Source organism: Lysinibacillus telephonicus, assembly GCF_003966145.1.
Taxonomy (GTDB): domain Bacteria; phylum Bacillota; class Bacilli; order Bacillales_A; family Planococcaceae; genus Ureibacillus; species Ureibacillus telephonicus.
This window is the reverse complement of the sequence record NZ_RXNR01000142.1, coordinates 1-1,714: the sequence shown is the minus strand read 5'-3', so window position 1 is coordinate 1,714 and position 1,714 is coordinate 1. Positions and strand designations below refer to the sequence as shown.

The 1,714-nt window shown below is 36.9% G+C and carries 2 protein-coding genes; both read left to right on the top strand.

Translation table 11 applies throughout. From position 1 onward, the window contains the following. On the top strand, positions 1–1,341 hold a 1,341-nt coding region (gene istA, locus EKG35_RS20530), incomplete at its 5' end, for an IS21 family transposase (protein WP_126296405.1). Next, positions 1,334–1,714: ATP-binding protein (locus tag EKG35_RS20525; RefSeq protein WP_185807853.1), on the top strand; the 381-nt coding region annotated here is incomplete at its 3' end. The genes istA and EKG35_RS20525, both read left to right, overlap by 8 nt.

The window sequence follows — 1,714 nt, the reverse complement described above, 5'->3', positions numbered from 1 at the left end:
AATTGGCGTACCGCCAAAAAGTATGGTGATGGCGATCAGTTACCTCAAGAAAAAAAGCATATTAAAAAAGGGATGATGTACGAAGAAAAATGGGGAGAAATCGTTATAGACTGGCTTGAAGAAGATCTCAAACTAAAGAAAAAACTACGTCGAACAAATAAAAAAATAGTTGCGGATTTAAAAAGGATGGGGTTTAAAGGATCGTATCGAACGGTCTGTAACTTTATTCAAGAATGGCGTGCGACAGAAGATGATGAAGTAAGTAAAGGGCATGAGCGATTACAACATCCAGAAGGTGAAGCGCAACTAGATTTTGGCGTAATGGAGGCTGTTCAAGACGGAGAGATTGTCGATGTTCATGTTTTAGTTATGACGTTCCCAGCTAGTAATACTGGTTTTGCGATACCGATGCCTGGAGAAAATTTGGAGTGTTTCCTAGGTGGGTTACAAGAGCTGTTTAAGCAAGCTGGTGGAGTGCCAATTAGTATTCGAATTGACAATTTAACACCTGCGGTCAAAAAAGTACGCAAAGGTGATACAGAAGCTGAATTAACAGAAGCATTTCGCCATTTCCAAAACTATTATGGCTTTAAAGTGCAAGTGTGCAATCCATCCAGAGGTAATGAAAAAGGAAATGTGGAAAATAAAGTAGGCTATGTACGATATAACTTCTTTAGCTTACCACCAGTCATAAAAGACTTTGAAGATTTAACGGAACAATTAAAGCAACAACTGAAGGAAGATCGTGACCGACCACATTATGAAAAAGAAGAACTCATTGAGGATTTATGGCAGCAAGAGCAAAAGCAATTAATAAAATTACCAGAAGATCCGTATCCAGTATTTAAGCAGTTTCCGATTAAGTTTAATAAGTATAATGAGTTTAAGTTAGACAAGCATTTTATTCATGTGCCTAGAGCGCGTAACTATGTGCAGTTATATTGCATTACGTATTGGGATTCATTCAAAGTGATTACAAATGAGGGAGAAATTTTATTATCAGATGCAAGACCTTATATGAAGAAACGACGTTTCATTCCATGGAAAGATATTTTAAAAGATTGGTTAAAAAAGCCTCGTGTTATTGGGCATTCACGTTATACCCCTTATTTACCGACTCGTATAAAGGAGTATTTAACAGTTCCATCCTTGGCATTAAGGAAACAGCGTCTAAATGAATTACTCACTCTTTTAGTGACTCATGATATGAAAGAAATTGACCAGAATTTTTATGAACTTATTGGAAAAAATAGCGATGATCAAGAACATCCTTACGGTGTAAAATGGACTGATTATGATGCGCTATCTCCTAAAGGAATGGAGGCTTCAAGTCATGAATAATGCCATTTTACAATTGTGTAAGCAATTGCGGTTAGCTCATATCGCTGAAGCAATACATGATGTTCCATTTACAACACCTGAAGAATATATTTACCAACTTTTATTAAAAGAACAAGATGGTCGGGAACAAGCAAGGATCGCAAGAAACTTAAAGAATGCCCGATTTATCGATACGAAAACATTAGAGGGCTACGAATGGCACAAAGATATTTGTTTACCTAGTCATCTATCGAAAGAAGAACTAGTGCAGCTCGATTTTATTCGAAGAAAAGAGAATGTAATTCTAGTAGGGGCGCCTGGAACTGGTAAAACACATTTAGCTTCAGCACTGGGTAGAAAAGCTTGTGAGCAAGGTTTTGAAGTACGTTTTTAT